Source organism: Pseudarthrobacter sp. rb, assembly GCF_056389225.1.
In genome coordinates, this window is sequence record NZ_JBWJAR010000007.1 from 183,484 (window position 1) to 209,670 (window position 26,187).

Annotated in this window: 22 protein-coding genes; 7 read left to right on the forward strand and 15 right to left on the reverse strand. The window is 61.5% G+C overall.

What is annotated here, in order from left to right:
- The first annotated feature begins 9 nt into the window (after positions 1-9).
- Positions 10-1,110, forward strand: coding sequence for an NAD(P)-dependent alcohol dehydrogenase (locus ACWRN3_RS11760; protein ID WP_255175300.1), 1,101 nt, complete (start codon positions 10-12; stop codon positions 1,108-1,110).
- 69 nt (positions 1,111-1,179) lie between these two features.
- On the opposite strand, the gene ACWRN3_RS11765 is transcribed toward ACWRN3_RS11760, so the two are convergent.
- From ACWRN3_RS11765 to ACWRN3_RS11790, 6 genes are all read right to left on the reverse strand, one after another.
- Positions 1,180-1,839 (reverse strand): TetR/AcrR family transcriptional regulator, encoded by a 660-nt coding sequence (locus tag ACWRN3_RS11765; protein ID WP_324644949.1) that lies wholly within the window; start codon positions 1,837-1,839, stop codon positions 1,180-1,182.
- A gap of 180 nt (positions 1,840-2,019) precedes the next feature.
- Positions 2,020-3,330: an MFS transporter gene (locus ACWRN3_RS11770; RefSeq protein WP_324644950.1), complete on the reverse strand. Its 1,311-nt coding sequence runs from the start codon at positions 3,328-3,330 to the stop codon at positions 2,020-2,022.
- A gap of 371 nt (positions 3,331-3,701) precedes the next feature.
- Positions 3,702-4,310 carry a cysteine hydrolase family protein gene (locus ACWRN3_RS11775; protein WP_255175303.1) on the reverse strand — a complete coding sequence of 203 codons (609 nt, stop codon included), beginning with the start codon at positions 4,308-4,310 and terminating at the stop codon, positions 3,702-3,704.
- A 155-nt stretch (positions 4,311-4,465) separates the two neighbouring features.
- Positions 4,466-5,515, reverse strand: coding sequence for a 2,3-butanediol dehydrogenase (locus ACWRN3_RS11780; protein WP_255175304.1), 1,050 nt, complete (start codon positions 5,513-5,515; stop codon positions 4,466-4,468).
- Positions 5,516-5,543: 28 nt separating this feature from the next.
- The gene (locus ACWRN3_RS11785) at positions 5,544-6,914 is read right to left on the reverse strand and encodes an NAD-dependent succinate-semialdehyde dehydrogenase (protein WP_324644953.1); all 1,371 of its coding nucleotides are present in this window, start codon (positions 6,912-6,914) and stop codon (positions 5,544-5,546) included.
- A gap of 77 nt (positions 6,915-6,991) precedes the next feature.
- Positions 6,992-8,623 (reverse strand): flavin-containing monooxygenase, encoded by a 1,632-nt coding sequence (locus ACWRN3_RS11790; protein ID WP_255175306.1) that lies wholly within the window; start codon positions 8,621-8,623, stop codon positions 6,992-6,994.
- 197 nt (positions 8,624-8,820) lie between these two features.
- Here ACWRN3_RS11790 and ACWRN3_RS11795 point away from each other — a divergent pair, with 197 nt between their 5' ends.
- Positions 8,821-10,560, forward strand: coding sequence for a helix-turn-helix domain-containing protein (locus tag ACWRN3_RS11795; protein WP_255175307.1), 1,740 nt, complete (start codon positions 8,821-8,823; stop codon positions 10,558-10,560).
- On the opposite strand, the gene ACWRN3_RS11800 is transcribed toward ACWRN3_RS11795, so the two are convergent.
- From ACWRN3_RS11800 to ACWRN3_RS11835, 8 genes are all read right to left on the reverse strand, one after another.
- Positions 10,540-11,484 (reverse strand): LysR family transcriptional regulator, encoded by a 945-nt coding sequence (locus ACWRN3_RS11800; RefSeq protein ID WP_255175308.1) that lies wholly within the window; start codon positions 11,482-11,484, stop codon positions 10,540-10,542. The two genes, ACWRN3_RS11795 and ACWRN3_RS11800, sit on opposite strands and share 21 nt — an antisense overlap.
- 89 nt (positions 11,485-11,573) lie before the next feature.
- Positions 11,574-12,440, reverse strand: a complete 867-nt coding sequence (locus ACWRN3_RS11805; RefSeq protein ID WP_324644957.1) for a 3-hydroxyacyl-CoA dehydrogenase family protein — start codon at positions 12,438-12,440, stop codon at positions 11,574-11,576.
- A 2-nt stretch (positions 12,441-12,442) separates the two neighbouring features.
- Positions 12,443-13,249: an enoyl-CoA hydratase/isomerase family protein gene (locus tag ACWRN3_RS11810; protein WP_255175310.1), complete on the reverse strand. Its 807-nt coding sequence runs from the start codon at positions 13,247-13,249 to the stop codon at positions 12,443-12,445.
- Complete coding sequence (locus ACWRN3_RS11815; RefSeq protein WP_255175311.1) at positions 13,249-14,472, reverse strand: thiolase family protein; 1,224 nt, start codon at positions 14,470-14,472, stop codon at positions 13,249-13,251. The genes ACWRN3_RS11810 and ACWRN3_RS11815 overlap by 1 nt, the downstream gene beginning before the upstream one ends.
- Before the next feature lie 49 nt (positions 14,473-14,521).
- Positions 14,522-15,724 carry an acyl-CoA dehydrogenase family protein gene (locus tag ACWRN3_RS11820; protein ID WP_255175312.1) on the reverse strand — a complete coding sequence of 401 codons (1,203 nt, stop codon included), beginning with the start codon at positions 15,722-15,724 and terminating at the stop codon, positions 14,522-14,524.
- Positions 15,721-17,016, reverse strand: a complete 1,296-nt coding sequence (locus tag ACWRN3_RS11825) for a CaiB/BaiF CoA transferase family protein (RefSeq protein ID WP_255175313.1) — start codon at positions 17,014-17,016, stop codon at positions 15,721-15,723. Before ACWRN3_RS11825 ends, ACWRN3_RS11820 begins: the two co-directional genes overlap by 4 nt.
- Before the next feature lie 188 nt (positions 17,017-17,204).
- On the reverse strand, positions 17,205-17,993 hold the full coding sequence (locus tag ACWRN3_RS11830; RefSeq protein ID WP_476740747.1) for an SDR family oxidoreductase: 789 nt from the start codon (positions 17,991-17,993) through the stop codon (positions 17,205-17,207).
- Positions 17,994-18,282: 289 nt separating this feature from the next.
- Complete coding sequence (locus ACWRN3_RS11835) at positions 18,283-18,804, reverse strand: PadR family transcriptional regulator (RefSeq protein ID WP_255175315.1); 522 nt, start codon at positions 18,802-18,804, stop codon at positions 18,283-18,285.
- Positions 18,805-18,909: 105 nt separating this feature from the next.
- On the opposite strand from ACWRN3_RS11835, the gene ACWRN3_RS11840 reads away from it, so the two are divergent.
- The 4 genes from ACWRN3_RS11840 to ACWRN3_RS11855 all read left to right on the forward strand — a co-directional run bounded on the left by ACWRN3_RS11840 (position 18,910) and on the right by ACWRN3_RS11855 (position 22,794).
- A complete protein-coding gene (locus tag ACWRN3_RS11840; RefSeq protein ID WP_324644962.1) occupies positions 18,910-20,265 on the forward strand; it encodes an MFS transporter in 1,356 nt (451 codons plus the stop codon).
- Complete coding sequence (locus tag ACWRN3_RS11845; RefSeq protein ID WP_324644963.1) at positions 20,258-21,256, forward strand: zinc-binding alcohol dehydrogenase family protein; 999 nt, start codon at positions 20,258-20,260, stop codon at positions 21,254-21,256. Before ACWRN3_RS11840 ends, ACWRN3_RS11845 begins: the two co-directional genes overlap by 8 nt.
- Positions 21,249-21,911 (forward strand): 3-keto-alpha-glucoside-1,2-lyase-like domain-containing protein, encoded by a 663-nt coding sequence (locus tag ACWRN3_RS11850; RefSeq protein ID WP_255175319.1) that lies wholly within the window; start codon positions 21,249-21,251, stop codon positions 21,909-21,911. Before ACWRN3_RS11845 ends, ACWRN3_RS11850 begins: the two co-directional genes overlap by 8 nt.
- A gap of 250 nt (positions 21,912-22,161) precedes the next feature.
- A complete protein-coding gene (locus tag ACWRN3_RS11855; protein ID WP_324644982.1) occupies positions 22,162-22,794 on the forward strand; it encodes a TetR/AcrR family transcriptional regulator in 633 nt (210 codons plus the stop codon).
- A gap of 111 nt (positions 22,795-22,905) precedes the next feature.
- Here ACWRN3_RS11855 and ACWRN3_RS11860 read toward each other — a convergent pair whose 3' ends face one another.
- A complete protein-coding gene (locus ACWRN3_RS11860) occupies positions 22,906-23,934 on the reverse strand; it encodes a DUF4192 domain-containing protein (RefSeq protein WP_324644983.1) in 1,029 nt (342 codons plus the stop codon).
- A gap of 345 nt (positions 23,935-24,279) precedes the next feature.
- On the opposite strand from ACWRN3_RS11860, the gene ACWRN3_RS11865 reads away from it, so the two are divergent.
- Entirely contained in the window at positions 24,280-26,013 is a 1,734-nt protein-coding gene (locus ACWRN3_RS11865; protein ID WP_255175322.1) for a DUF4236 domain-containing protein, read from the forward strand.
- Positions 26,014-26,187: the final 174 nt, after the last annotated feature.

The window sequence follows — 26,187 nt, forward strand, 5'->3', positions numbered from 1 at the left end:
GAGATTGCAGTGCAGATAACTGCTGCTGTAGCACGTGAGAACGGCGCTCCATTCACGATTGAACAGCTCGAGCTGGACGATCTGCGCCACAATGAAGTCCGGGTCCGCATGGTGGCGACCGGAATATGCCATACCGATACCCTTGTCCGAGACGGCGTCTACCCCACCCCGCTGCCAGCCGTCCTGGGCCACGAAGGTGCGGGGATCGTCGAGGCAGTCGGTGACTCGGTCATTTCTGTCGCGCCTGGCGACCATGTGGTTCTGGCGGCTGCGTACTGCGGCCACTGTAAGCGGTGCCGCAACGGCCAGATGGCCTACTGCGAGAATTTGATGGCTGCGGACTTCGGTGGGCGCCGTGCCGACGGTGCGACGTCCCTGAGCAAGGACGACGAGGTTATTTCATCCCACTTCTTTGGCCAGTCGTCCTTTGCCACGTATGCAAACGTCGTCGAAGAGTCTGTCGTCCGCGTGGACAAGGACATCCCCCTGGAGCATCTCGGCCCGCTGGGATGTGGAATCAACACCGGTGCAGGCACCGTCCTCAATGAACTCAAGCCGGAAAGCGGATCCTCGCTCGTTGTCTTCGGCACAGGCGCAGTAGGTTGCGCTGCAGTGATGGCAGCGCAGGTGGCGGACTGCGGTGTCATTGTCGCCGTCGACATCCACGACTCTCGTTTGGAACTCGCCCGGGAACTTGGTGCAACACACGTCATCAACTCGAAGACCGAGGACGTGGCAGAACGGTTGCGTGAAATCACTGCAGGAGCCGGCGTGGACTACGTTGTGGATACCACTGGAATTCCGGCACTGCTCCGGCAGGCAGCCGACGCCCTGGGGGTCCGCGGAACGGTCGCGCTCGTCGGCGCGGCGAAGCCTGGTACTGAAGTCGCCTTCGAAGTAGGCGCTTCGCTGGTGAAAGGCTGGACCTTCAAGACCGTGGTTCAGGGTAGTTCCGTGCCCCAGGTGTTCATTCCGCGGCTTATCCAGTTGTGGAGGGCAGGACGCTTTCCATTCGAGAAGCTCGTTGGCGACTACAGCCTCGAGGACATCAACCAGGGCTTCGAGGACTCCAAGAGCGGCAAGACGATCAAGCCGGTCATTATCTTCTGACCCGGATTGTGCCAAGTGGGTGGCGACGCCAACGACTTCGTCGTCACCCACTTCCGTTTGGTGCCAAAGCTAGTCCTCCTGGGCGTGCCCCAATCCCCATTGGTGGCGAATTGTGGACACCAACATCTCAAAGTCTTCGGCCATGTCCGGGTAGTCCGGGTCAGACAACCACTGAATCTGGAGCCCATCCATTGCAGCTATGAGGCTGCGGGCAATCGAATCGACGGGGGCGTCCCCGCCCAGGGTCCCGTCCTCCATGGCTTCGACAAGCGCCTGCCGGATTCGCTGGGCCGAGCTTTGATGGTGGCTGCGCAGCCAGGCATTCGCTGGGTGATTGGGGTCCACGGCCTCGGCCGCGACGGTGGTAAACAGCCGGACAATTCCTTCCTGCTGCTGATTGAGCCGTACGAGTTCGACGAGGGACTCCAGATAGGCCCATCCCCGCGGGCGGGCTTTCCCAGGTTGTGCAATTCGGGCCTGGTCCACATCATCGCGACGTTCCATGGTGGCCTGCAAAAGGAGATCCTTGGTAGGGAAGTAGTGCACCAAGCCGGAGAGACTCATTCCGCAGCCCCGGGCAATGGCGCTCATTGTTAGCCCCCTGTAGCCCTCTACGGAGAACAGCTGGGTGGCCGCCGTGAGAATCTCCTCACGTCGAATGGTGCCATCAGCTCCCTTCGGACGGCCGCTCGGGCGGCGTGACGGACGAGCAGCGGTGGCAGACTGCATGATCTCTCCTGGATGTGCCGCAACGGCGACGGTCCGCTACTGCAGCGGACCGTCACCGTCTTTGGAATGGACTGGGGTTGCCGCGCGCGAGGCGCCGGAAAAGCTTTCAAAGAACATCCCGTACGCGTGCGACCCATATCAGCCTACGGCCGGGAGGATGCCAAGGCGTACAGGGCGGTGCTACCTAACTCCCTTGATGGGCAGGATGACGAGTGCTCCAGCGAGCGCCGCAGCTGCAGCAGCACCCAGCAGTAGGCCGTAGTTGGGCGTTGCCGCTGCCCCGACGGTCAGGAGCCAGGCGCCTGCAAAGGGCGCCAGGGACTGCGGCGCTGCATTGGCCATGTTGAAGACGCCCAAATCCTTGGCGGTGCTGTTGGCGTTAGGGAGGACTTCCAGCACCAATGCCATATCCACGCTTGCGTAAATGCCGAAGGCCACACCCAGCAATGCCTCGACCAGGTAGAACTGTTCAACACTTTCTACGTGGACGAGAACATATGTGCCGACGGCGAAAAGAGCGGTAGCCAGGGCGACCGGGAGCTTCCGGTGGCCCGTGCGGTCGGACAACCATCCGGCCAGGTAGCTCGCCGGCACGAGTGCCACCGTGTACACGAGCACTCCCATGAACACCGCGCCGGCTGCCTGTGCCGTCTCAAGGTGCAGCCGGTCCACGATGAAGGGAAGGCGGAACGAGGTAAACATGAAGCTGGACAGGAAGATCAGGAACCTTGACCACCAGGCAAACCCGTAGTCGCGGTGCTTTATGGGGTTGACCCAAAAGGACTGGACAAGCTCCTTCACGGTGAACTTGGCCGGCCGTGTCTCTAGCACGGGATCTGGCAGGACGAGTGCATAGATCACCATGCCGACGACGCCGACGGCAGCAGGGGCCATGAAAAGCAGCAGCATGTCAGTTGCAAACAAGGATGCAAACCACGTGGCCGCCAGGATGCCGACGTTCTGCATCACGCCGATGGTGGCCGAAACACTGGCGTACTGCTTTTCGGGCAGCTGATCTGCCAGGGTGGCGACAAAGGGGCTGATGGCTGCGTTGGCTCCGAGTTGTGCCACGAACCAGCCAATCATGAGGACTTCGGGGCTGGTGGCCTGGCTGATGACGAGCAGTGCTGCGGCCATGACCAGGGTGCCGCCGATCAACCATGGCCGGCGGCGCCCGAATCGGGAGGTAGTTCTGTCAGAAAGCCGCCCGAAAACCGCGTTGCCGATTACGGCCGCCAGGGCACCAATACCCAGGACGGAACCGACGATGCTTGTCCGCGACGTGGGATCTTCAGTAAGTGTTGAAACTTTAAGAGCCATCGAGACCATGACGGGTCCCAGGAGGGCAATGAACAGGGTCAGTTGGGCAAGGGCTAGGGCTGCAATGAACAGTGGACCTTTGGGTTCTGTAGGCCTTTCTCCGCATGCGAGGCCGGTGGGACGTTGCCCGCGCGTGCGCGGGGCAAGAACGTTGTGGTTTCCGATGGACATCTATGTCTCCGAGATTTGGGCGCCAAAGGGGCGAAGTGCGGGGTTCGTCAGCTAAATAGCTAATAGTGACTATTCATTATTACTGGACTGTGCGCCCCGCCACAAGCCCCTGTCCCCGGGGGAATATTTGTGACGCGTCTAGGGGTACAAAGAAGCGGGGGGGGCCCCCCCGCGGGCCCCCCGTGTTGATGGCGCGGTTTTTTTTAGTAGGGGAATTTTGGGTGCCGGGTGTCGGGTAACAAACAGGGGGGGCCCGCCCCTGGGGCCCCCGCTTTTCGTTCCGTCGATTTGGGATTACTGCCGTCAGTAGCTCTTGCTTCGGGCGGGCGTTCGGAAATCCCGCGGCGGCCGTTGAAAGCTCATATGCGGAGTCAGGCAGTCGACCCGGTGATTTCCGCGGTTGTTTGGAGCTCGGCGATGTTCGTCAAGGCATACGATAGAGCCGCCTCGTGCCAGTCCCCGTTGATGCTCGACGTCGCATCTGTCACGAGTACCGCTCGATAGCCGTGGTCCGCCGCGTCACGCACCGTATGTTCCACGGCCATATTGGTCCAAACGCCTGCCACAATAACCGTGCTAACCCCCGAATTCCGCAGCAGCACGTCCAGGCCGGTGCCGTTGAAGCTGCTCATGCGGTTGCGGATCAGGACGGGCTCGTCCGGAAGCGCCTCCAAGCCTTCCAGGGCATCGGCGCCCCAGGAGCCGAGTTTCAGCGACTCCGGGCCGATCATTCGGAAGATAGGGGCGTTGGTGCCGCCATAGTTGCCACCGGGGTAAAACACGATCCGGTTGTGGATGACCGGCATTGAATTGCTTCGTGCCCACTCGAGCAATTGCCGCACGTGGGAAACCAGGCCCTGCTCACGCGCGTGGTCGGCTGCCCCGAATGAGGCGAAAGCGCCCTCTGGGTGGGCGTTGTCATTCTGAAGATCTACCAGCAGTAGTGCTGTATCGCCGGCAGCAAGGGGAGTGTTGGCCATGGAGTCTCCTGTTTCATATGGCTAAGGGAATCGAGCGGAAATGCCCTAAGCTGTAACCCTCGGTTCGAGGTATTCTATTCCCGCACCAAGAAAGGCTGGGCCCGCCACTGCGGGCCCAGCCTTTGTTCATGCTGCAGCAACGGGTCGCCCTGGGGTCAGTTGGCGGGGTCGATGAGCAGTTTCATCTTCTTGCCTGCGCGGAGTTGTTCGAAGCCGTCTTCGATGAGTCCGGTGAGGGGGATGTCCTCGACCCATCCTGTGGTGTTGTAGTGGTCTTTGGCCATGAGGTCGATGACTGCGCTGTAGTCGGCGCTGGTGTAGCAGATGGTGCCTTGGATGCGGCGTTCCCTGAGGACGAGGTTGATCAGGGGCGTTGGCAGTGGCTTTTCGTAGATGGCCACGCTGATAAGGGGCCGGCGTTCCCCGAGGCATTCGAGGGCTGACTGTACTGCGGGGGCGACTCCTGCAGCGTCGAAGGCGGCGTCTACACCGTCGCCATTGGTCCGGTCGGCTATGAGGGACGTGACGTCCTCCTTTGTTGGGTCCAGGGTGCGGGCGCCGAGGGCCTCGATGGACTTGCGGCGGGTCTCGGTGGGTTCGACGACGTCGATTTCTGTGAGTCCCATTCCGCGCAGGGCAAACCAAAGACCGATGCCGATAGGGCCGGCTCCGTAGATCAGTGCCCTGCTTTGATCGTTGACTTCGCCCAGGGTGGCTGCATGATAGGCCACGGACATCGGCTCGACGAGTGCGCCCATCTCCAGCGAAACATTGTCGGGAAGCTTGTGGACTTGGTTGACCGGGACGACGGTGTATTCGGCCATGCCACCATCTGCCATCAGCCCGTGGAAACCGATCACATTGCAAAGGTTGTAAAGGCCCGTCCTGCATGGGCGACACTCGCCGCACCGATAGATGGGCTCCACGACAACCCGGTCGCCTTCCCGGATAGTGGTGACACCCCGCCCGATGTCCGTGACTACTCCGGAGAATTCGTGGCCCAGTGTCAGGGGAAGGCATTTCCCTGTGAGCGGGTGCGGCTCGCTGGGCGGGATGAAGATCGGGCCGTCGTAATATTCGTGGAGGTCGGTGCCGCAGATGCCGTTGCGGCTGACTTTGATCTTTACTTGGCCCTCTCCCGGTGTGGGTTCCGGGACGTCTTCGATTTCGACTTTGTTTTTGCCGTAGTACACCGCTGCGCGCATGGCGCCTCCTCGGATGTGTGTTCAGTATTTAGATAGTGCGGACGAGCTTTTTGTTGGCGAACTCGTTCAGGCCGTACTTGCCCAGTTCCCGGCCGATTCCCGAGCTCTTGACGCCGCCGAAGGGCAGGTCTGGGGCACTCTTGATGGTGGTGTTGATTCCCACCATGCCCACTTCCAGGCGGTCCGTGACGTAGGCGGCCTGCTTCTCGTCGTCCGTGAACACGGCGCTGCCGAGGCCATAGGGCGAGTCGTTGGCGAGTGTGATTGCTTCGTCGACGGAGTCGACCCGGTGGAGTACGGCTACTGGTCCGAAAAGTTCTTCCCTGTACGCGCGCATGTCCGGTGTGACGCCGGACAGTACTGTTGCGGGGTAGTAGGAACCGCGGCCCTCGGGGATAAACCCGCCAAGGTGGACGGTGGCCCCCTTGGCTACCGCATCGTCGACCTGTTCGGCCAGTTCCGCCCGTGCTTGGAGCGAGGACATCGGACCGAGGCGGGTGTCCTCGCTCATGGGGTCACCGATTTGCCATTCCGCTGCCTTTGCCAGGAACGCGTCAAGGAATGAATCCCAATTGCAGGAGTCTACGATCAGCCTCTTCGAGGATGTGCACGCCTGGCCGGCGTTCCCGAACCGGCCCGCGGCCGCCGCGCCGGCAGCCTTTTCCACGTCGGCTGCGGGAAGCACCAGGAACGGGTCCGACCCGCCGAGCTCGAGGACGCATTTCTTCAGGTGCTGTCCAGCCAGTGCGCCGATGGCGCTGCCTGCCTTTTCGGACCCGGTGAGGGATACGCCTTGCAGTTCCGGGCTGGCAATGAGTTCCGCCACCTGTCCCGACGTGGCGAAAAGGTTCTGGTAGACCCCTTCAGGTACCCCGGCGGCACGGATGATGTCCTCGATGCGCAATGCCTGCTGCGGGCAGTTGCTCGCATGCTTGAGCAGAATCGTGTTGCCCAGCAGCAAATTGGGGGCGATGAACCGTGCGGCCTGGTAGTAAGGGAAGTTCCACGGCATGACGCCAAGGAGCGGTCCAATGGGTGCTGTTCGGACCAGGGCCCGGCCGGCCCCCGCGATATCGAGTTCCTCGTCTGCGAGGAGCTGTTCTCCAGAGGTGGCGTAGTACTCAAAAATCGCTGCAGACAGTTCGACTTCGGTTCTTGCCTGCGAGATAGGTTTGCCCATCTCCAGCGTCATGAGCTTGGCAAGCTCAACGGAATGCTGCCGGTGAAGATCTGCTATCCGCTGCAGGACGGCGCAGCGTTCGGCAAGGTCCTTCCTGTGCCAGGACCGATATGCCTCGTAGGAGCGCCCCAGGGAAGCCGCCACCTCCGAGTCGGTCATGGTGTCGAATTCCTGGACTACGTTGCCACTTGTGGGATCAACAGTTGCATATTTCTTCATTGAAAGACTTTCATCATGTCGGGGCAGTCCGGGAAGGGCGGCTGGCCTTGCCCTTCCCGGACTGCCGAGCGGCCATTTCAGGCTGGAGTCAGGATGTCCGCATTGGTTGCAAAGTTCGGGTACTTGTTCGAAGCTTCCTCCGAGAGGATGGACCGGTACTGTTTGATGCCGCCGAGGTAGAACATAACGGTCCGCTTTTTGCCCGGGATGTTTGCGCCGAAGATCCACGATGCTGCCTGGGGGAAGAGGGTCTGGTGGGCAATATCGGAGCAGGTTTCAGTCCAGTCAGACTCCGTCTGGGCCTTGGCCTCGATCCATCCCGTTCCCGAGGTCGAGACGTGGTTGATGGTTTCGCTGATCCACTCGACCTGCGCCTCGATTGACGGCGGCAGGTTGGTGAAGGGGCCGTTCGGTCCCAGGATCATGAACATGTTGGGGAAGCCGTTGGTTGCCATGCCGAGGTAGCTGGTTGGTCCGTCAGCCCAATGTTCCTTGAGTGTTTCGCCCGCACGTCCCCGGATATTGACGCGCACGTAGTTGCCGTCCACGGCGTCAAAGCCCGTCGCGCAGATGAGTACGTCCAGCTCGTGAAGGACGCCATCAGCTGTGACGATGCCCTCTTCAGTTACCCGCTCGATAGGGTTTTCCTTGACGTTGACAAGAGATACGTTCGCTCGGTTGAACGTTTCGTAGTAGCCGGAATCGCACAATGGCCTGCGGGCGTAGAGGTCGGTCGGCGTCAGCTTACGGCGTGTTTCCGGATCCTTGACGATCTCGGCAATCTTGCGACGAATGAATTTCGCGGCTTCTTCGTTGGCCTCAGGGTCCGTGGCAATATCCGAGAAGGTCTCGAACATGAAGCGGAAACCGCCTCCTTCCTCCCAGACCCGCTGGTAAATCCGCTCCCGTTCTTCGGGGGAAACGCTGAAGGTCGGGACCGTGCTTTCTTCGAAGCCCATGGCAACGGAAGAGTTCCGGACCTGATCCCAGTTGGCCTCGAAGTTCTCCCGGTGGGCCCTCTGCTCCTGTTCCGTGAGCTTGCGGTTGCCTGCGGGAACGCTGTACTGCGGCGTGCGCTGGAATGACGTCAGATGAGCTGCGATCGGAGCCGTGGCCGTGATGACCTGGTTGCCTGTGGAGCCGTTGCCGATGACACCTACCCGCTTGCCGGTGAGATCCAGGTCCTCGGGCCAAGCGCCCGTGTGTACCAAGCGGCCTTTGAAGGTTTCCATGCCCGGAAACTTCGGCAGGTTGGTGGCAGAGAGCAGGCCCAGCCCCGTGACAAGGAATCGCGATCGGAAGGTAACCCCGCGGTCCGTGCGAACCGTCCAGATTCCTGCAGCCTCGTCGAACTCGGCCTCCGTCATTCCGGTTTCAAGCTGGATATGGCGGCGGAGGTCGTACCGGTCGACGACCCCGTTCAGGTATTTGAGGATTTGGGCCTGGGGCACGTACTTGGTGTCCCACGGAGTCTGCTGGTACAGCTCACGGTCGAAAGAGTATTGGTAGACGAAGCTTTCAGAGTCGGAAAGGGCTCCCGGGTACTTGTTCCAGTACCAGGTGCCGCCAACCCCTCCAGCCCGATCAATGGCTACAGCATTCAAGCCGAGCTCATTACGAAGCTTGTGCAGCATGTAGATGCCGCCAAAACCTGCTCCCACGACGAGTGCGTCGAGCTGCTGGGTCTCGTTGGGGACGACTTTGTCCATGATGGTGCTCCTCCGGCTAATAGGACGGTGTGAGATAATTCACTTCGTGTAAACCAGTCTGCGGCTGCGGAAGAGCGGCTGAGTGTTTCAACTTGAAACACTGGGACGGGGCCCGAAATACCGGCTTTGATACCCGGAAAGCAAGAATTGTCACTGCTTTCGCTTGCCCGGGAGGGATGAAACTGCAAAGGTGCAACATGACTGATCCAGTGCGGGAGGCACGTGAAAAACTAATTCGTGCCGGACTAACGGGGGTCTACCAGGCAGACGAATCGGTTCCGGACCTTATCGTCCGCAGTTGGCGCCGATCGATCGGCAGCGCAGTTGAAGCCTCAGGGCCTGCACAACGGTACCGCGACGTAGATACCGACACACTCCTGGGCAGGGCTGCTGTGCCGGTACTTGACCGGTGGCAGCATCAACTGGAAGACACCGGAACTACCCTGTTCCTGAGCGATCGCGGCGGCAGCATCGTCGACAGGCGGACGAGCGACAGCAGTGAGCGCCGGCGCTTGGATAACATGCATGCCGCAGAGGGGTTCGACTACTCCGAGGACGCCATCGGTACAAATGCACTGGGCACGTCGATGGTGGAAAAGCGGCCAGTGTTCGTCAAGGGAAGCCAGCACTACAGCGACGCGTTGGCAACGAACGCCTGCGCGGCCGCGCCCATCTATACGCCGGCTGGTCTTGTGGTGGGTTCGATCGCCTTAGGTGGGCCAATACAATCGGCAAATCCGATCATGCTTTCGCTGGCGCGGGAGATCAGCCAGCAGATCGAGGAGAGGCTTCGAACGTCTGCGCGGCCCCAGGACCTTGCGCTGGCTATGTCGTTCATGCGCTTTACCAGTTCCCAGCGGCCCACGGTCGTGCTGGACCACGAATCGATCCTCGCCAATACCCCGGGCCTGCCGTATGTGAATGTTGCTTCCCACGTCATGCTTTGGGAAGTGCTCAACGCCCATAACTGGTCTTCCTCGCCGACGCTCAGGCGTGAACTCGAGGGAACGATGCTCGAAATTACGGCACGCAGGGTCAGTGACGGGCCGCGGGTTCATTTTGTTGTTCACTTCTCTGAGATGGAGCCATTACTGCGCGGCGGACCAGCTGCGCCCGGCCTGTTGAATATCGGTGCGCATTCCGTGTCCGGTCCCCTCGTGGCCGCCCCAGGGCAAGCGATCGCTGTCGTCGAGGGGCCAGTCGGCACCGGACGGGCGACGGCAGCCCTGGACCTTCGAGCCACATGGGGCAAATCGGGCCCAGTCGAAGTATTCGTCATGTCAGCCGGATTGCCGACACCCTGGGATCGGGTCGAGTCACTTTTGAAGCAAGGCAAAGATGTCCTCCTACGCAGGCTTGAACACGCCGGCAGCGACGACTTCAGTGTGTTCTCCAGGATCGTGGACGCGGTGCAGAGGAGATGGACAGCTGGTGATCGTTCCGGAAGCCTTTTGGTCACGGTGTTCAGCGAAGACGCGTCCCAAGGAGTCCAGGCCTTCATAGACGCCTTGGGGATTAGTGTGCGGACGGCGCCACTGGCTCAAACTCCGGAACGCATTCCGGGGATGGTGACAAGGATTCTCAATGAAGTCGACGCTGGGTCGCGGCACACGATGTCCCCGGCTGCGCTGCAGTCCTTGGTTCAGTGGAACTGGCCCGGCAATGTGGCCGAGTTGGCAAGGACGGTCACCGATCTGGTTCGGTCGGTCAATGCTTCGGTCATCGAAAGACGGCATCTGCCAAAGCATCTTCAGCAGGCGCCTCCCCGGCGCCCCCTGTCGCTGATGAAGACTGCTGAGCGCGATGCCATTATCAAGGCCCTTGATGCCACCGGTGGTAACAAGTCGGAGGCAGCGGATTTGCTGGGAATGGGCAGGACGACGCTTTACCGCCGTCTCCGTCAGCTCGGTCTCGATTCAGGCGAGGCGACCATGTGAGTAGTCCGCATCACCTGCGGTGACCTGGTTCCTGGAAACCTTACTCAGGTTCATGACTTCGTGCAGAACAGCCTTGACTGCAGGATTCGTATCGTTCGGGCGCCAGGCGGCTCTGAGGTCGACGTCTGCGGTGGCGTCCGCCAGGGGAACGAAGACTACGTGTGGATCGGTCGCACTGTCTGCCACCGATGCCAACGTCAGGTGGCACCCTACTTCCGCGCTGACAAGAGCCAGCGCTGTCTGGGTGTCGGGTGCCACCTGGATGACATTGGGAACAAAGCCGTTGTCTCGTGCGAGCCGACGAAGCCGGTCGGGCAACACCGCGCCTTCGTAGGACGGCAAGGAGATGAACGCTTCCGCGGCCAACTTTGCGATCGCTAACCGGCGCGCTCCCGCCAGCGGATGCGTGTCGGGGAGTGCGATCACCAGGGAGTCCCGCAGCACAACTTCCGATGCGATTTCGGCCGGAATCACATCCCACCGTCCGAAAGCGACATCGGTCTCGTCCTGCACCAGCTTTGTCATGGCGGGTTGGGCGAAGTTTTGGCTGGAAAGGTCCAGCTGTATGCCTGGCCGTTGTGCCCTCACCAAACGTGCCAAGCGCGCAACCAATTGATGCGTGGAGGCGCCCGCGAAGGCTATGCGAACGAGCCCGGATTCCCCGCCATCCGCCGATCGGACCGCGTCTTCGGCGCGGCGCAGGGCATCGAGGACTTCCGTAGCCGGACCCACAAGCGCCCGACCGCTGGACGTCAGTTTTACAGATCGGGTTGTCCGGTCCAACAGCCTCGTATTCAGCTCATTTTCGAGTTGCTTTATGGTCCGGCTCAGGGGCGGCTGCGCGACGTGGAGCCTCTCCGCGGCCCGGCCGAAATGCAGTTCTTCCGCCACGGCAAGAAAGGCGACTAGCTGGTTGATTTCCACAGCATCCCTTCCCTCATTATTGAGTTTAGAGTATCACTCGAGCTTACCCAGTTAGACGGGAAGTAAGAATCGAGCGGTGAAACGGTTCTCTAGCTCCAGTTGAAGAACCCCGTTCCGGTCTTGCGGCCGAGCTCGCCGCGGGCCACCTTCTCGCGCAGGATCTGCGGGGGTGCGAACCGTTCTCCGAGGGTCTCATGCAGGTATTCGGCGATGCCGAGCCGGACGTCCAGGCCCACGATGTCCGTGGTCCTCAGCGGCCCGGTGGGGTGCTTGTAGCCCAGCACCATAGCGTTGTCGATGTCCTCGGCGGAGGCCACGCCTTCTTCGACCATCCGCATCGCTTCCAGGGCGATGGCCACGCCCAGGCGGGATGAGGCGAACCCTGGGGCATCATTGACGACGACGGCGGTCTTGCCGAGTGCCTCCACCCAGTCACGCGCCGCGGCCGCCAGCGGCTCGGAGGTCTTGTTCCCCACGACCACCTCGATGAGCGTGGAGGCCGGGACCGGGTTGAAGAAGTGCAGCCCGAGGAAGTCCTGCGGACGGTCGAGTTCGTCAGCCAGGCCGTTCACGGACAGGGATGACGTGTTGGAGGCCAGCACGGCACCGTTGCCGAGTTCGGCCTCGACGGCGCGCAGGGATGAGACTTTGAGGTCCCACAATTCGGGCACGGCCTCTACCACCAGTTCCCGGTCGCCGAAGGAGGCGTAGTCCGTGGTCACCGACAAGCGGGAGGTGTAGTCGGCCGCCCTGCCTGCTAGGCCGCGGGCCAGGGACTTGCCGACGGCGTCCTCGACGCGCCCGCGGGCCGCGTCCGCAGCTTCCTGGTCACGCTCAACGACAATGACGTCGGAACCCTTGACTAGGAAGGCGTGGGCGATTCCGGCGCCCATCCGGCCGCCGCCGAGGACACCAACCTTTGGGGGGAGTCCGGCGGGAATTGCAGGGATGCTCATGTCTACTTCTTCTTCCGGTCGAGGAATGCCTGCATGCGGTCAAACTTGGCCTGGGATTCGAAGAGCATGCCCTGGGCCAGGGTGTCGATGACGGGGTGGACTTCCCGCGGGGTGTGGAACACGGATTTGGTGATGCGGACTGCCAGCGGGTCCTGGGCGGCGATGGAGTCTGCCAACGCGTGCGCGGCGTCCATCAGGGTGTCCGGATCAACGAGCTCGGTGACCAGTCCAACGGCAAGGCATTCCTGGCCGGTGAGGACCTTGCCGGCGAGCAGGATGTGCTTGGCGAGCGGCTCGCCGACGAGTTCCTTCAGGCGCCAGGTGGCGCCCGCGGCTGCAAGGATGCCCAGGTTCGTCTCGGGATTGCCCATCCTCAAATCTGGCGTGCCGATGCGGAAGTCGGCCGCGTAGGCAAGTTCGGCGCCGCCGCCAAGGGCGTACCCGTCCAAGGCGGCGATGACGGGCATGGGCAGTCTTGCGATCCGGTCGAAGATGCCGGAGTTGATTCCGGCCAGTGCGTTGTCCCGGCGGCGTTCACGCAGCTGCGCGATGTCGGCGCCGGAGGCGAAGATGCCTTTGGCTCCGGTGTCCGGGTTCCCGGGCGTGCCTGAAAGGATCAGGATTTTCGGGGTTCGCTCCAGGTACGCGCACACCAGGTGCAGCTCATCCACCATGGCCTGGTCGATGGCATTGCGGACGTCCGGCCGGTGGAGCCGCACCGCTAATCGGTCTTCCCGCTCCTCAATCTGCAGCGTTGAGAAACCCGCGGCACCCAACTCCGTGCCGACGTCGTACGTCAATTCCGTCATCACAGCCCCTCCAGCAGCAGCGCCGTGCCCTGCCCGACACCCACGCACATGGTGGCGAGGCCCAGCTTCCGGCCCTCGGTGACTTCGCGTTCGAGGCGCCCCAGGAGGGTGATGACCAGCCGCGACCCGGACGAGCCGAGGGGATGTCCCAGGGCGATGGCGCCCCCGTCGTTGTTCACGATGCCGGGCTCAAGCTTCAATTCGCGCAGGCAGGCAAGCGCCTGCGAAGCGAACGCTTCATTGAGTTCGACGGCGGCCAGGTCGCCCACAGCGAGACCGGTCCGGTCCAGGACCTTGCGGGTTGCCGGGACCGGGCCGATGCCCATGATTTCCTGACCCACGCCTGCTGATGCGCAGTCGAGGATGCGCGCCCGGGGCATGAGGCCGTACTTCTGGACGGCGGCCTCGGACGCGACGATGATCGCGGAGGCGCCGTCGTTGAGCGTGGAGGCGTTGCCGGCGGTGACCACGCTGCCGCCCTTCACCACGGGCCGCAGCCCGGCGAGGACTTCGCGGGTGGTTCCGGGGCGGGGGCCTTCGTCCGTGTCCACGATGGTTTCGGCGCCCTTGCGGCCCTTGACCGTCACGGGGACGATCTCGTCGGCGAAGTGCCCGGCGGTGATGGCGTCCAGGGCGCGCTCGTGGGAGCGGACGGCGAACTCGTCGCAATCGTCGCGGGAGATGCCGTAAACCCGGGCCACTTCTTCGGCGGTTTCCGGCATGGAGTAGGTGGCCTTGCCGTCGCGTGAGAGTTCGCCGGAGACGAAGGCGGGGTTGGGGAAGCGCCAGCCGATGGAGGTATCGACGACGGCGCCTGGCTTGGCGAACGCCTTGTGTGGCTTTTCCATCACCCACGGTGCGCGGGACATGGATTCGACGCCGCCGGCCACCACGATGTCCGCCGCTCCTGCCTTGACCATGTGGGACGCCATGATGATGGCGCTCAGCCCGGAGGCACAGAGGCGGTTGACGGTGATGCCGGGGACGGTGTCCGGGAACCCCGCGAGGAGCCATGCCATGCGCGCCACGTTGCGGTTCTCCTCGCCGGCGCCGTTGGCGTTGCCGAGAATCACCTCGTCCACGGCGCCCGGGTCAATGCCGGCGCGTTCGACGGCGGCGCGCAGGGTGAGTGCGGCGAGGTCGTCCGGGCGGATGGAGGACAGGGTGCCGCCGTAGCGGCCGACGGGGGTGCGTGCCCCGCCGATCAAGAAGGCCTCAGGCATGGGTGTTCCAATCATGTGTGTGATGTGCTGTCTTGTGCCGGATGACGGTCTAGTTAAACGCGGAAATTCCGGTGATATCGCGGCCTACGATGAGGGCCTGCATCGAGTCGGTGCCTTCATAGGTTGAGACGACTTCCATGTCGGTCATATGGCGGACAACATGGTTTTCCAGCAGCAGTCCATTACCGCCCAGCAAGTCCCGTGCTTCGTTGCAGATCCACTTGCCCTTTTGGGCGGTGGCCATCTTCACCATCGAGGCCATGGCGTTGGTGAGCTTGTCCTGGTCGGCGAGTTCGGCCATGCGGGTACAGAGCAGTTGCATGGTGGTGAGTTCACTGAGCATGTTGGCCAGGCGGTGCTGGACCAGTTGGTAGGAAGCGATCGGTTTTCCGAACTGGTGGCGGCTGAGCGCGTAATCCGCTGCAATCTCGAACGCTGCCATGGCGTGGCCCACCGCCTCCCATGCCGCGCCGCCCCGTGTTGCCTGGAGCACCCGGGAGACATCGCGGAAGGAATGGCACAATTCCAGCCTGTTGGCGTCGGGGATCCGCATTTCCGTGATTTCGATGTCGGCCTGAAGGATGGCACGCTTGCCAACCTTGCCAGAGATGACTGTGGGGGAGTAGCCCTCGGGGTACCGGCCTGCAGCGTCCTTTTCGATAACGAATGCGTTGACGTTTCCATCTGCCGTGTTTCGAGCGAACAGGACGATGACGTCAGCGGCGTGGCCGTTGCCGATCCAGCGTTTGCGGCCCGTGAGCACCCAGGAGTCTCCGTCGCGCCGGGCCGCGGTCTCCAGAGCCACGGAGTCCGAGCCGTGTTCCGGTTCGGTTAGTGCGAAGGCGCCGGTCTTTTCAATCCTGGCCAGGGGCGGGAGCCAGCGTTCCCGCTGCTCGGCGCTGCCCAGGAGGTTAAGGGCGCCCATGCAGAGGTTTGAATGGATGCCGAGGAACGTGTTGAGGCTCCCATCGGCGCGGGCCATTTCGCGTGCCACCATTCCGGCGGCTTTGCGGCTCATACCGGGGCAACCGTAGCCCTTGATTGTGGTTCCTATGACACCCAGCCTAGCCAATGGTTCGAGCAGTTCCTCGGGAAATTCGGCTTTTTCCCAGTAGGCGTTGATAACCGGAAGTACACGGTTCTCGGCGAACGCGCGGACCTTGTCGCGGATAGCGATCTCGTCAGCAGTGAGATCGTCGTCCAAACGGAAGTAATCAGAGGTTGCCGTCTGCCGGTCGGCTGTGGTGGTCATCGTTGAACCTTTCGTTGTGATGCGGATGCAGGCCGCCGCTGTGCCTTGGTTTGGTTTCCCGTCTCAAGCCAGGCAAGAACCTGGTCACGGTTTCCGTCATGGGACGGGGGAACGAGGTCGTAGCTGACGGGTGTCTTCGAGAAAGTGATGGGATTCCGGACGGTGGGGATGGCATCCCTGCCTTCACCGATGGTGACGACGGGCTCCAGTCCAATGCGTTCAGCGAAATCGAGCCCCTGGCGAACGTCGTTGATCGGAGCGCAGGGAATTCCAGCCCCGGTGAGAACGTCAAACCACTCGGTAGAAGATGCTTTGCCAAGGGCCGCCTGCAGCACCGGCCGGAGTTCTTCGCGGTTCAGGCTGCGGGCCGGAGCCGTTGCGAACCGGGGATCGAGGCTCAACTGCGGGAGGTCAAGGGTTTGGCACAGCTTGCGGAACTGGGGATCGTTACCGATGGCAATGACAATGTCGCCTTCGCCCGTGGGCAGCGGCTCGTAGGGGTAGATGCTTGGATGTTCATTTCCCAGCCTTGCCGGGACGGTGCCGCTCAACAGATAACCGGCGGTCTGGTTGACCATGCCGGACAGCGCGGATGACATGAGGTTGACTTCGATGTGCTGCCCCCGGCCCGTTTGCGTCCGCTCATGAAGGGCCGCGAGTATTCCTATCGCAGCGTGAAGGCCTGTGATGACGTCGAAAACGGCAACGCCCGAGCGGTATGCCGGTGTATCGGGTGCACCCGTAAGGCTCATCAGGCCGGACAGCGCCTGGACAAGCAGGTCATATCCCGGAAGTGAAGCCCCTCCCGCCGTACCGAAGCCGGTGATGGATGCGTACACCACTTCTGGATTCGCTTTTGCCACGGAATCGTAGTCCAGGCCGTACCGTTCCAGGCAGTTTGGTTTGAAGTTTTCGACCATGACATCGGCCCGCTGCGCGATTTCCTGGGCAATCCTTCGGTCATCCTCGTCCCGGAGGTCCAGGGCGATGGATCCCTTGTTGCGGTTGATCGACAGGTAATACGTGGATTCGCCGTCCCGGACGGGAGGCTTCCACGCCCGGGTTTCGTCGCCGTCAGGGCTTTCGATCTTGACGACCGTCGCGCCCATGTCCGCCAGCAGCATGGTGCAGTAGGGGCCGGCAAGCACACGGCCGAAATCAGCAACCAGTACACCGGAAAGGGGGCCGCTTCCCTTACGGCCGAAGACGTCGGAAGCCGGAACCTCGTCAAGGGACGTATGGCTACCGGCCATCTCGGGCCAGTCGAGGTTAGGGCTGGTTTGAATCGTCACGGCTCTCCTTTGAATGCTCGTCGATGCATCAACCATCCCACTACGCATTACCTCTGGTCCAATACTTATTCCGGGCTATATTGATGTCTTGTTAGGAATAATTGATTGCCGCTTTTAACGACAGAGGCATCACCGAACCGTGGCTCGGTGATGCCTCTGTCTTTAGTGCGTTGGCTTGCTCCCGGAAACTACACGAGGACCATGCCGCCGTCGATCATGACGACCTGGCCTGTCATGTAATCGGAATCTTCCGATGCCAGGTAGAGCGCCGTTCCAGTGACGTCCTCGGGCGTACCGGCGCGGCCGGCAAGTATCGACCCTGAGAACTCGTTGAAAGCCTGCCCTGGCGCGGAAGTGTCTCCGAGTTCCATGATGTCGAGGTCGAGCTTGCGCCACAGGGGCGTGTCCACCACGCCCGGCGCAAAGGCGTTGCACGTGATGTGGTGTTCGGCCAGTCCGCGGGCTGCTGCCTGTACCAGCGCGTTGACCGCAAACTTACTGGCGCAGTAAGCGGCGAAGTTTGGGTACCCCTGGCGGCCTGCGATCGATGACGTGAGGACGAGCTTGCCCCAAGTCCCCTGCGAGATCATTTGTTTAGCCGCTTCCTGCTGGCAGATCAGTGAGCCGAGGCCGTTGACGTCGAGGGTAGTCCGCCAGTTTTCCTCCGTCACATCCAGGAAATGGAGGGGTTTGATGATCCCTGCGATAGCGAACATGACATCCAGACCGTCGTAAGCCTCCACGCCCGCTGCTACTGCGGCTGCAACGTCCGTCCGGTGGACTACGTTGCCGGAGGTCGAAATTGCTGTACCGCCTTTGGAAACGATTTCGTCCCTTGCGTCATTGGCCGCCTCAGCGTTGAGGTCAAAGATCGTCAGCTTGGCACCCTCTTCCGCCAGGCGCCTGGCAATCGACCGGCCCATTCCGCTGCCTGCGCCGGTGATCAATATCCGTTTGCCGTCAACTCGTCCAGTCATTGCTCAAAACTCCTTTGTTTGGGTGTCCGTGACTTGCGGGAGTCCTTCCCCGGCTTGTCCGTAGTAGCTGCAACAGTCGTGCCGCTGGCCTCGGAACCAGGAGGGAGGCCCACCGGAATCCCCACCTCGATGTCGGTCGCCGTGGGTGAATCCGATTGCGTATCCCGCGAGTCTTCACGGTATTGCGCCAGGTTACCCAAGGGGAAATACCAAAATTGGCCCTATTGATGCATGTGGGGCAATAAACATGACAGTCAGTGAGCAGTAGAAACGCCCATCGTGAGGGATCCTACTTCGCGGAGGCGCCAAGGGTGTGGCGGAGCCAGGCTATTTCTGCCCGGCTCGCCGCTTTGCCAATTGTCAGCATTCCTTGGCGGTAGATGTCCTGGATATCCGCGCTTCGCAAAGGTCTGCCGTTTTCGTAGAAGAAGCTGGCGGGTGCCTCGAGGAATTTCAGCCGCCGCTCGAGTACCTCGTGCTGGTCTTCGACGTCGGGAAGTCGGGACAGGAAGGCAAGGATCACCATAAACCGCCCCAGGTCGCTGACATCTCCGCCTGAAGCGCTGCGAAGCCGTTGCTCAAGGTCTTCCCGGCCCTTAGGCGTGAGTTCTAGTGTGTGGCGCTGGGCCGCGCGCCCGTTCTCGATGCGCTGCACAATGGCACCCGCTTTGATGAGCCTTTGAATGGCGGGATACAGGCTCCCGTCACTGATCTCCTTTGCGAAACCGTAGAGTTCATTCATCTTGCGCCGGAGTTGGTAACCATGGAGGGGGCCTTCGGCGAGGAAGCCCAGGATCATCAGTTCGAGCACGACAACAATGCTAGCGGATGGGAATACATCGAAACGAGGTAACGTTCCCTAATGCATACCTCGTTTAGAGGTATCGCTCCGTTTTCGCCGTCGAAGGATCCTCCCATGCTGTCTTCGCCCATGCCCCTTGCGGCTCAAGCCACCGTTCCCCGGGGCCGGCTCGCTATCGCCGTTGTCTCCACCGTGGTGGAATGGTACGACTTCACGTTGTTCCTTTACCTCAGCGCCGTCCTTTCACGGGTGTTCTTCGGTGACAGCCCCACGGGGGTCCTTATGACACTTGCAACGTTTGCCGTTTCCTACCTCCTCCGGCCGATAGGCGGCCTCGTCTTTGGATACGTGGGGGACCGTTGGGGCCGCCGGCCCGTTCTGCTGGCATCCATGGCGTTGATGCTGCTGGCCACACTGGGCAGTGCTGTCCTGCCGACCTACGCGCAGATTGGTGAATCCGCCGCGGCCTGGCTTCTCGCACTGAGATGCCTGATGTCATTTTCGGTGGGTGGTGAATACACGGGCGTCATGACCTATCTCCTGGAAAGCAGCAGCCCGGGAAAGCGTGGGCTCGTCACCTCACTGGCCGCCGCGGCGAGCGAAATCGGAGCGCTGCTCGCTGCCGGTGTCGCAGCGGCCACCATCGCTGCCCTTCCTGCGGCACAGATGGATGCGTGGGGTTGGCGAATACCATTCATTGTCGGCGGTCTACTCGCTGCCTTGATCCTCTTGCTGCGCACCGGCCTCCACGAAACCCCGCTCTTTGCGCAGAGCCGCGCAGAGGAAACCCGGGAATCGATTCCACTGGTTGTGGGGCGGCAATGGCGGGCCATTATCCGCACATTCGTCATCTCCGGGCTTGTTTCCGCAACGTACTACGTAGGCATTGTCTACCTGCCCACATACCTGGTTTCCGTTCAGGGCTGGGCCGAATCTTCCGCGCTTGCCCTGGCAACGCTTTCCGCCGCCGTCGTGGTTGTTGCCTCGCCGGCCGCCGGCTGGTTGTCCGACCGATACGGGCGTCGCCGGACCCTGCTCGTTTTGGCGGTGGCGGCCGTTCTTCTGCCCGTTCCCATGTTCGCTGCCGCCGGTTACTCCACCGCACCCTTGGCCATTGCCGCCGTCGTGGTTCTTTCGTGCCTGGCCGGCAGCCTGAGCGCAGTGGGCGCATCAGCAATTCCGGAGCAGTTTGTCGTCAGGGGCCGCCTCACCGCGCTGGCAATCGGCGGGACGATTGCCACCACCATATTCGGCGGCATCGCGCCCTATGTGGTTCAGTCGCTGACTGAAACCACCGCGTGGCCACTGGTACCCGGAGTACTGATTGCAGCCGTCGGCGTTGCCGCGATACCCGCAATTCGCCGCGGGCCTGAAACCGCGGGAGGGCATTCCGACATTTCGGCGGCGGACAGTTCACCTGAGCTGGGTGACCTGCAAACCGAATCAAAGGGAGCACACAACCATGCCTGAGCACATGCACGCAATCGTCCTTGACGGCCCGGGAGCGCCCGAAGCTCTCAAGATCCGGGTAGTGCCCCGGCCTGTTGCCAGGCCTGGTTGGGTGCTGATCAAAGTCCACGCTTTTGGCCTTAACCGCTCGGAGCTTCATTTCCGCAGGGGACTGGGCTCATTCGGATCCTTCCCGCGCATCCCCGGGATTGAAGCAACCGGTGTTGTAGTAGAGGCTCCGGGCGGTGAGGTGGCCGAAGGCACTCAGGTCGCCGCGCTGATGGGCGGCATGGGCAGAACTTTCGACGGCGGCTATGCCGAGTACGTGAGCGTGCCGGCCTCCAGCGTGGTCCCGTTTAGAAGCAGCCTCGCTTGGTCTACTTTGGGTGCCGTGCCGGAAATGCTGCAAACCGCAAACGGCTCCCTGACAATCGGAGTAAACGCCGCGCCTGGCAGCACCCTGTTGATCCGGGGCGGCACTTCATCCATTGGGATGGCCCTGGCTGTCCTCGCAAAACGCCAGGGCATCACGGTGGTCTCCACCACCAGGAATCCAGCCAAAAGGCAGGCACTCCTGGACGCTGGCGTGGATCATGTGGTGATTGATTCCGGTTCCATTGCCGAACAGGTACGCGGAATTTTCCCGGAGGGGGTCGGCGGCGCAGTGGAGCTGGTCGGCACGCCGACACTTCAAGACACACTGCGGGCCACGGCTGTCCATGGGACGGTCTGCTTCACCGGAATGCTCTCCGACGAGTGGACCGTCAAGGACTTCTATCCGATCGACTTTATTCCCAACGGTGTCCGGCTGACTGCCTACTCCGGCGGGGCGAGTGACCTTCCAGCGCCTGTTCTGCAGGAATTCGTCGACGCTGTTGAAGCTGGGCGGGTGAGCGTCCCGATCGGCAAAGTGTACCCGTTCGACGAGATTGTCCAGGCCCACCAGGACATGGAGGACGGATCCATTTCCGGGAAGCTCGTGGTAACTGTGGAAGGAAGCATTGATGCCTGACCTTAACACTGCGGGGAGAGTTCTCCTGCGGTTGAACGAACTGCCGGTTGGTGCGTCCTTGAGATCCGTCACGGCACAGCCCAGCGAAGTTGCTGGCCGGAAGGCCCTTAGGGTGGCTTTGACCGGCGAGGCCGCAGCTGGGGTTCCAGGAGTCGATTACATCGACCAGCCCACCTTTGTCCTACTTCCCGTTGAGTTCCAGAACGGCGTCATCGAGGTTGACATACTGAGCCGCCTGACTGCGGACGCGCCGGACTACGCGCGTGCATTCGCTGGCATTGCCTACCGAATTTCCGAAGACACTGACCGCTTTGAGTCTGTTTATGTTCGGCCGCTCAACGGGGTGAAACTCAATCCACCAGGGCCGCGGGTGAATCGGGGGCTGCAGTATTTCGCCTATCCCGAGTGGGACTTTGAACGTCTTCGCGTTGAATATCCCGACGGCCGCTTCGAGGCCCGGGCCGACATCGGCCCGGACGAGTGGATCCATATGATCATCGAAGTGCTTGGCCGGCGGCTACGCGTCATTATTAATGGTGGAGAGGTCCTGACTGTGTCCGAATCCAAGGGCGTGCCGTTTCCCGGCATGGTTGGCTTGTGGGTTGACATCGGAACTGAGGCGTTCTTTTCCAACCTGAGCATCACGCGCGGCTGAGATTCGGGACGCATCCTGGGGCCACATCAATGGTCCTTCATTAGTGGGTGAAACCCCTGTGGATCACCGCGTGGATTGATGATACACACGAAAACTTACAGCTGTATATATTTTCAAGTAAGATTTCTGGAAACGCTTCGTTGCTTGGGAGTCGTACGCTTGATGCTCGCGGCGCCGGATGGAACGGCAACTGTGGCTGTGGCAACGGCCTCAAGTTGTGGGGCCGTCCGAATGATGGGATGTTGGTGCAATGTTGGAGACAGCTGCCAAGAAGGGCGGAGCCCGTGGGCCCTACGCGAAAAGTGAATGGCGGCGTGCCCAGATCCTGCAGGCCGCTTTCGATGCCTTCGCGACCGTGGGCTACCGAAATGCAAGCATGCTGCAGATGGCTGCTGATTGCGGAGTGAGTCGCACAGCTCTCCTGCACTACTTCCCCACGAAGGAGGCCTTGCTGGAGGCCGTACTCGAGGAACGAGACCGCAAGGATAACGAACTCTTCTTCGCAGGCGCGCCGGAGGAGAGCTCTGATGGAATCGAATACTTCAGCCGACTCATCAGAGTCATAGAGCACAACGCAAGAAACCCTGGCATCGTGAGTCTGTTCGCCGTCTTGTCCACTGAGGCTTCCGATGCAGGGCACCCTGCTCATGACTATTTCGTGGCGCGATATGAGAGAGCTCTAAGACGCACCAAAGCTGCCCTCGGAAACCTGGCAAGCCGCTCGCTTATAAGGCCGCACATTGAATTGGAAGGCTTGGAAACGGACATCATCGCGCTAGTCGATGGCCTGCAGGTCCAGTGGCTGTTGATGCCGGTCCATCTGGACATGGCCGGCCGTCTCAGGGCGAGACTCCGAGAGCTGACTACAGCGGATATACCGTAAAAAGTCGAACTGCCGCTCCGATTTCAGGAGGGCGCTCCAGGGGGAAGTCTTGCTCGTTGGCCAGAACCTGCGTGCGCGTGGGAGCGGGTGCTCCTGCGCTTTGGAGAACTGTTAGTCGAAGGGCAGGCTTTTGTAGGCGGTGTCTTTGTTCATGTTCCAGCCTGCGACCACGCCGGCGCCGATCATTTGGTCGCTGAGGCGGGCGAGGCGGTAGGCCGGGTCTGTATCGAGGGCGAGTTGGAGGAACTGGTGTGCTTTGCTGCCTCTGCCTTCCCACCAGTTGATGTAGCCGATGGCGGTGAGGACAGGTGCCGCGTGTTCGGGGGAGGTGCGGGTATAGGCGTGGAGGAGGAGTTGTTGTGCCCACTCGATTCGTGACCATTTTGGGGGCTGTGTGGTTTGGGCGAACAGGATGTGCTGCATGGGTTCGTCGACCCCGGGGATGTCTGCGATGAGCCGGTCGCGGATGGCGGGGAATTGCAGGTTTGCGACGAGGGCGTGACAGTCGTCGTCGCTCGGGAAGTCTGTGGCGCCGAGCATGTTGCCCCAGAGTTCCCGCCCGTGCAGGAGGGCCGTCTCGGAGGTTTGAGACCCGATGGAGTGTATGTGGTCTTTGACGGCGGCCGCTTTCGCTGCATCGTGGCCGCTAGGTGGAAGGGTGATGTGGTCTGTGGGTTCGACGAAGCTGCCGCGGTAGATGAATTCGGCGTTGATCGCGCTGGTTTCGGTGGAGCTGACGGGCATGGCGAGGTTGGTGCCTGGTTCGCCGTCGTATGGGGAGAAGGTTTCGTTCCCGACGAAGAGACCGTCGCGAATGGTGATGCCCTGCTCGGCGAGGACCCCGGTGAGTGCGGCGATGGCCCCGGCTTGGGGTTTGGGCTGTCCGGGTTGGGTGGTTTCGCTGGTGTAGACGGCGAAGAGGATGGACGTGGCGGTGGTGTCGCTGGTGAGGTAGTGGGCGACGGTGCGGGCGTAGGGGAGTTCCTGGCCTGGTTGGTGAGGAAGGTCGATACGTAGGGTGGCGCCGATGCTGTTGTCGTTCATCGTGATGCAGACCAGGCTTTCCTGGGGCCAGAAGCCGAGGGTGTGTCCGATGAAGCTGAGGACATCTGATGGTGTTTTGATGGTGAGCTTTTCCATGATCCCGTGATTCCCCTGACCGGTTGTGGTGCCGTGTTTCTGCGGTTGTTGGTGGTGGGCGTCGTTCTGATAGGGGACCATCTGCTGGGTTGAGGGGCCGGAGTGCAACTTGGGGGACCGGCGCCGGGGCCGAAAACTTCGTCGAGAACCAAACGACTCTGGCTTGGGAAGTTTTTGGTCCCGGGTCGGCGCGTAGCGCCCTGGTTGCGTGGAGGGCCCGCCCAGCGATCATGGGACATATCAGAATGACAAGCAGCGATGAGTTTTGCTTTTCCATGGGTTTACAAGAATGTGACCGCATGACTTCGGCGGTTATTAGGGGCGCTGAGGCGGCTTTGCAGCGGCGTGAAAATTGCACTCGGTGGCCGTTTGTTCCTGCACCAATTACTGATGCATACAATCTCTCTTACGAGGAGAAATGGCTTCTCGTATGCCAAATATATTGGGGGTACGGGTTTGGGGTTTCGTTACCGCAAGTCAATGAGTTTTGGGCCGGTGCGGATCACCGCATCGAAGCGCGGATTGGGCGCAAGCGTTGGAGCGGGCCCCTTGCGGGTCACGAAGTCGGCAACGGGTCGCACAACAACTACGGTGAGGGTCCCCAAGACTGGGATCTCCTATTCGACCAGCAGCTCCACCCGCCGTTCCACCCAGAACGCTGGCGTTGGGCGATCTAATCCTTCGCGTGGCCGCATCGACCATCGAATCATCAGCGACGAAGCGTGGCGGCAGCTCCTGGTGCCGGATGGAACGCCGGCGGCCACGAAGTTCCAACGGAACTTCGTGCGTGCAGTCGTCGCCCGCGCAACCGGAACGCGCCCCAGCCTCATGCACCTGACCCAGGGACAGGCAGCAAACGTCCTTACCTTCGTCGGTGAAAGCCCGGCGAGGTTGAACGCGGGCGGCCGCGGCGTGGCACAGCTTGAGAAGGCCGGGACAGTTGCCCAGTGGACGATGCTCGGCTTGCTGCTGCTTATTGTCACAGTCTCTTCGCCTGCAGGGTTTGTGCTGGCAGCGGGCATTGTCGGGCTAACTTTAGTGCTGCGAAAGCGCCGTCGTGACCGCCAGGCGTGGGAGGACGCCACCTGGTCAGCCAGCCTCAGAGAACCTGTCAGGTCCTCTACCGACGGTATCGAAAGATTGGCTGCTGACGCTCCGCCCCATCAGGATCCGTCATACGCGGTGCCGCTGGAACCAAGTGCAGCGGTAAATCTGGCTGCCTCCTCCCATAAGCGCTCGTATCCTGTTTCCCTTGGTCGTGCGGAATGGCCGAACGTGGAAGTCGTTGGTGAGCACGCCTATGGCAAGGCAATCAAGGCGGCGCTCCGCGCCAATGGGGCCTTCTCCGCTCGAAGGACCGACGGTGAAGCTGAAGGCGTTCAGGTGGAGTTGGTTGCCGAGCCGGACAACCCGCACGACTCCAATGCCATAAGTGTTCGGTGGAGAGGCCGGGTGCTTGGTTATCTCAGTCGTGAGGACGCTCCTCGCTATAAACAACCAATCAGGAGAATCATCGCCAGCGGACTCGTCGCCGCAACCACGGCTCGCATGTGGGGCTACGACGGCGCCAAGTTTCGTGCACGCGTCACCGTTGCGCTGCCAGAACCGGAGCTGATCACTCCGCTCAACGAGGCCCCCACGGGCGTGACCACTCTCTTACCGTGGGGATCAGGAATTCAGGTCCTGAAGGAAGAGAACCACTTCGACATACTGTCCAGCCACGTCCCAACTGACGGTCGAGGCCTCCTGCTGGTCAGCCTGCACAAAGAGATCAACACGTTGAAGAACGGCACGCAGCGCCCGTTTGTCGAGGTACGTCTCGACGGCACACGGGTCGGGGAACTCAGCAACGTCACCTCAGCACACCTGCTCCCGCTCCTCGAACACACCGAGGCAGTCGGTGAGACCGCCGTAGCCTACGCCAAGATCACGGGTTCTGCCCTCGCTGCACAGCTCGTCCTCCACGCCGCTAAAGCCACCGAGATCAGCAACGATTGGCTTTCCGAGGGCCCGCACCCTGCCCCGAAGCTCCTCCCGCTGGCTGCGAACTACAAAGTCCCGGCCGCCTACGCGAAGTAGGGAAACCAAGCAAAGAAATCCCGAAAGAGGAGTGTGGACAATGTCCACACTCCTGGCCTCGGACTAGCCCGTACTGTCTCTGAATGGGCCACGGATTCCGCATGTTTTCGCGCGTACCGAGTGTTTGCAAGGGCTGGAATGGGGACTGTCCGATAAACGGTGTGTGTAGTCCGG

Bases quoted from the DNA above. Each gene is read 5' to 3' on its own strand.
- ACWRN3_RS11765 (WP_324644949.1), bottom strand. From the start codon at position 1,839: ATGCAGTCTGCCACCGCTGCTCGTCCGTCACGCCGCCCGAGCGGCCGT.
- ACWRN3_RS11770 (WP_324644950.1), bottom strand. From the start codon at position 3,330: ATGTCCATCGGAAACCACAACGTTCTTGCCCCGCGCACGCGCGGGCAA.
- ACWRN3_RS11775 (WP_255175303.1), bottom strand. From the start codon at position 4,310: ATGGCCAACACTCCCCTTGCTGCCGGCGATACAGCACTACTGCTGGTA.
- ACWRN3_RS11780 (WP_255175304.1), bottom strand. From the start codon at position 5,515: ATGCGCGCAGCGGTGTACTACGGCAAAAACAAAGTCGAAATCGAAGAC.
- ACWRN3_RS11785 (WP_324644953.1), bottom strand. From the start codon at position 6,914: ATGAAGAAATATGCAACTGTTGATCCCACAAGTGGCAACGTAGTCCAG.
- ACWRN3_RS11790 (WP_255175306.1), bottom strand. From the start codon at position 8,623: ATGGACAAAGTCGTCCCCAACGAGACCCAGCAGCTCGACGCACTCGTC.
- ACWRN3_RS11795 (WP_255175307.1), top strand. From the start codon at position 8,821: ATGACTGATCCAGTGCGGGAGGCACGTGAAAAACTAATTCGTGCCGGA.
- ACWRN3_RS11805 (WP_324644957.1), bottom strand. From the start codon at position 12,440: ATGAGCATCCCTGCAATTCCCGCCGGACTCCCCCCAAAGGTTGGTGTC.
- ACWRN3_RS11810 (WP_255175310.1), bottom strand. From the start codon at position 13,249: ATGACGGAATTGACGTACGACGTCGGCACGGAGTTGGGTGCCGCGGGT.
- ACWRN3_RS11815 (WP_255175311.1), bottom strand. From the start codon at position 14,472: ATGCCTGAGGCCTTCTTGATCGGCGGGGCACGCACCCCCGTCGGCCGC.
- ACWRN3_RS11820 (WP_255175312.1), bottom strand. From the start codon at position 15,724: ATGACCACCACAGCCGACCGGCAGACGGCAACCTCTGATTACTTCCGT.
- ACWRN3_RS11830 (WP_476740747.1), bottom strand. From the start codon at position 17,993: ATGACTGGACGAGTTGACGGCAAACGGATATTGATCACCGGCGCAGGC.
- ACWRN3_RS11840 (WP_324644962.1), top strand. From the start codon at position 18,910: ATGCTGTCTTCGCCCATGCCCCTTGCGGCTCAAGCCACCGTTCCCCGG.
- ACWRN3_RS11845 (WP_324644963.1), top strand. From the start codon at position 20,258: ATGCCTGAGCACATGCACGCAATCGTCCTTGACGGCCCGGGAGCGCCC.
- ACWRN3_RS11850 (WP_255175319.1), top strand. From the start codon at position 21,249: ATGCCTGACCTTAACACTGCGGGGAGAGTTCTCCTGCGGTTGAACGAA.
- ACWRN3_RS11855 (WP_324644982.1), top strand. From the start codon at position 22,162: ATGTTGGAGACAGCTGCCAAGAAGGGCGGAGCCCGTGGGCCCTACGCG.
- ACWRN3_RS11860 (WP_324644983.1), bottom strand. From the start codon at position 23,934: ATGGAAAAGCTCACCATCAAAACACCATCAGATGTCCTCAGCTTCATC.